Below are 3,550 nucleotides of genomic sequence, written 5' to 3'. Positions count from 1 at the left end.
TCAATATCTTTTTCTTTTTTATTAAATTTATGTATTATATGAGGCATTATATATGTACCTATAGTTGTACTTGCACCAATAACTAAATTTCCTTTATTAGATTTAGATGAACGTACTACATTTATTCCTTCTTCATAAATGTTTAATATTCTCCTTACATATTCATAGAAAATTTTACCTTCATGTGTCAAATACAGTTTTTTACCTATTCTATCAAACAATTTCGTATCAATTTCTGACTCGATTTCAGATATACTTTGACTTATTGATGGTTGACTAATATACATATCTTTTGCCACTTGACTCATATTTAAACATTTAGCTGTTTTATAAAAAATCTCTAATTTTCTAATATTCATAAGTATATACTCCTCATATCTATATTGCTATATTCAACAAAAAGAGGTGAAAATAAATTCTCACCCCTTTCTTAATATTACTATTTTTTATATATAGTATTACCTTCTTTTATTGTTTCTAATACTTTTATCTCTTTAATCTCAGATGAGTTTACATCTAAAGGATTTCTATCAAGTATTACAAAGTCTGCAACTTTACCTTCTTCTATAGATCCTTTTTCATCTTCTTCAAAATACTGATATGCTGCATTTATTGTTAAAGCTTTTATCGCTTCCATAATAGATAATCTTTGATTATCGCCTAATACTCTGCCACTTTGAGTCTGTCTATTAACTGCATTATGCATTGCTAGTATTTGATTTGGCATCTTTACTGGTGAATCTTGATGTAATGTAAAGTTTATATTTCTTCTTAATGCAGATTTTGCTGGACTAATTCTATTAGCTCTTTCTGGTCCAAATACTGATTCATAATGATAATCACCCCAGAACCATATATGATCTAAAAAGAATGTAGGTATTATACCAAGTTCCTTCATATCATCTAATTGATCTTCTCTAACTGTTTGAGCATGTACCATTACTGGTCTTAAATCAGTTTTATTATCTGTCATCTCTAAAGCGTTTTTATAACATCTTATAAATTGATCTGATGCCGCATCACCATTACAGTGAACATTTACTTGTATATTATTCTCAATTAAAGATTTAAAATATTCTATTACATCTTTATCTTCTTGAGTTGCATACCCACAGTAATCTTTAGATTCACCTTCTGGAACTTCATAATATGGCTTAGTTAACCAAGCTGTTTTTCCTTGTGGTGAGCCATCAAGCCAAGTTTTTCCACCTAATAACTTATAATGATTATAGTACTTTCTCTTTGGTGTACCTTCATTATTTAATAGTTTTAATGTTGTATGTTGAACAGCTTGACCAACGATATCTATTATTAATTCATTTTTTTGAGCTGCTAAGTTTAAAAGTTGATTTAAACTTTCATCTATACTTGCATCCTGAGCTGTTGTTAATCCATAAGATGAATATATTTGTTGTGCTTTCTTTATACAACTTAAAAGTGTATCTACTGATGGTGTAGGAATTACCTTTCTTTTTTCAGGAGATAAACAAGCATTTTCTTCTAATATTCCATTTGGCTCATTTGATCCTTCTACAGTTCTAACAACTCCACCTTCTGGTACTTCATAGCTTGTACCTACATACCCAAAGGCTTCTAACGCCTTTGAGTTTGTAGTTGCAATATGACCAGATGCATGACTTATAAATATCGGTGTATCTTCACTTACTAAATCTAAGTCAAATTTAGTTGGGTGTTCTTCATTTTCATATCTTGTGTTATCGTAACCAAATCCTATAATCCACTCTCCATTTTTAGGTGGATTATTTTTAGTATAATCTTTTAGTATTTCTATAAATTCTTCTTTAGAATTTGCATCACTTAAATTTACTATCATTAAAGTCTGAGCTACTGCAATTATATGACCATGAGAATCTATAAAACCTGGTAACATTGTTTTACCATCTAAGTCTACTAGTTCTATATCGTCATTTTTTAATTTTAGTATTTCTTCTTTTAATCCTACTTTTACTATTTTACCATTTTCAACTAAAACAGCATCTACTATAGGTTGTTTATCATTAACTGTTATAATGTTTCCATTGAAGTATATTTTTCTCATTTTATTCACTCCTAATATATATTATCTAAAAATTAATATTAATCAAATAAGCTATTTTAGATTATCTATAAAATTTTAAATTATTAATAATCCATTATATTTTAATAATTCTTAGTTTTGTGCGAACATTTTTCTTGTTTTTATTTGGGCAAATAAGTTTAATCCATATCCTACTGCACCAACAGCTATAAATAACATACATGAATTAGTTAATCCTAATTTGTTTGATATAGTTGTGAATAATAGTGCTGATATTGAACTACCTAATGCATAGAACATACCTACTTTTGCTAATTTCATTGTTCCATCTTTTTGTCCAAATACATCTGCTGGCATAAATGCTGGTGCTGATGTTATTGTATATACAGTTAATCCTGAACATATAGGTATTAAGAATCCTATTGTACTTCCATCTGGCATAAATGCCATTATTAATAATGCTGCTATTGTAGATATTCCTGATATAACCATTGGAACAAATGATCCTAGTTTATCGAATAATTTACCACCTGCTACGTTACCTATTAAACATGCTACTCCAAATATTGAACCTGCAATTCCTAATTTTCCTGGTTCAAATCCTTTTTGTCCTAATACTGGTATTGCTTGTGTAGAAACTGCAACAACTGCAAAACATATTAATGCACATCCTATACAGAAAGTCCAGAACATTGGATTTTTATCATTTTCTTTGTCTGATAAACCATCAAATTTTGCTCTTGCTGGTCTTGCATTTGACTTATTAGATGATGTTGCTACTACAACTTCTTCTTTTCTTGGGAATCTTATGAATATTAATGCTAGTGGCACACCTATTATTATCATAGCTGCCCCTAATGCTATATATGTTCCTCTCCATCCAACGTTAGCTAATAAATTAACTGTTATTGGTTGTAAGAATACGTTACCTAATGATCCACCTGCTAATGCTATACCTAATGCTGTACCTTTACCTTCACCTGGGAACCAATGATCCATCATTATTGGTAATGATAAACCTGTGAATAATATTGTTCCTATTTGTGTAAAGAATGCACTTCCATTAAACATTACTGCATTTTGAGCCATTCCGTATGATGCGAATGCTAAACCACCTATTATTAAACCTGTTACATAAATGTATTTAATTTTTAACTTATCATATACTTTAGCTATTATAGGATTGAATAATGCCGGAATTGTTCCTGATAAGTATAATAATGTAAATCCTACTTCTGTTACTACACCTGATTGAGATACTGGTGTTTGCATCTGACTTTGTAAATTTTGAGATATACAATATGGTATTGCTTGAATTAACATACAAATGAATACTATTAAGTATCTTCTCTTACTATTATTTTTATTTTTCATAACCCTGTCACTTTCCTTTCATTCGACAAATTTTGTAACTTCATTATAAAATTTTTTATTCAATTTGTTAAATACGTAAATTTTATATTACATATAATCAAATACTTATATGGTGCATATAAGTAAATACTTATATGG

The 3,550-nt window shown here is 28.9% G+C and carries 3 protein-coding genes; all 3 read right to left on the bottom strand.

Annotated elements, in window-relative coordinates; translation table 11 throughout:
* Window positions 1–359, bottom strand: a 359-nt coding sequence (locus J7G74_RS11265; protein ID WP_297135354.1) for a LysR family transcriptional regulator, incomplete at its 3' end; no start/stop codon positions are given.
* Window positions 360–439: 80 nt separating this feature from the next.
* On the bottom strand, window positions 440–2,059 hold the full coding sequence (locus J7G74_RS11260; RefSeq protein WP_297135352.1) for an amidohydrolase: 1,620 nt from the start codon (window positions 2,057–2,059) through the stop codon (window positions 440–442).
* Window positions 2,060–2,170: 111 nt separating this feature from the next.
* On the bottom strand, window positions 2,171–3,412 hold the full coding sequence (locus J7G74_RS11255; RefSeq protein WP_297135350.1) for an MFS transporter: 1,242 nt from the start codon (window positions 3,410–3,412) through the stop codon (window positions 2,171–2,173).
* Window positions 3,413–3,550: the final 138 nt, after the last annotated feature.

Source organism: Terrisporobacter sp. (genome assembly GCF_017888745.1).
GTDB lineage: Bacteria > Bacillota > Clostridia > Peptostreptococcales > Peptostreptococcaceae > Terrisporobacter.
This window is presented reverse-complemented; position numbering and strand designations above follow the sequence as displayed.

Coding starts and splice junctions, on each gene's coding strand:
- J7G74_RS11260 (WP_297135352.1), bottom strand. CDS start 2,059: ATGAGAAAAATATACTTCAATGGAAACATTATAACAGTTAATGATAAA.
- J7G74_RS11255 (WP_297135350.1), bottom strand. CDS start 3,412: ATGAAAAATAAAAATAATAGTAAGAGAAGATACTTAATAGTATTCATT.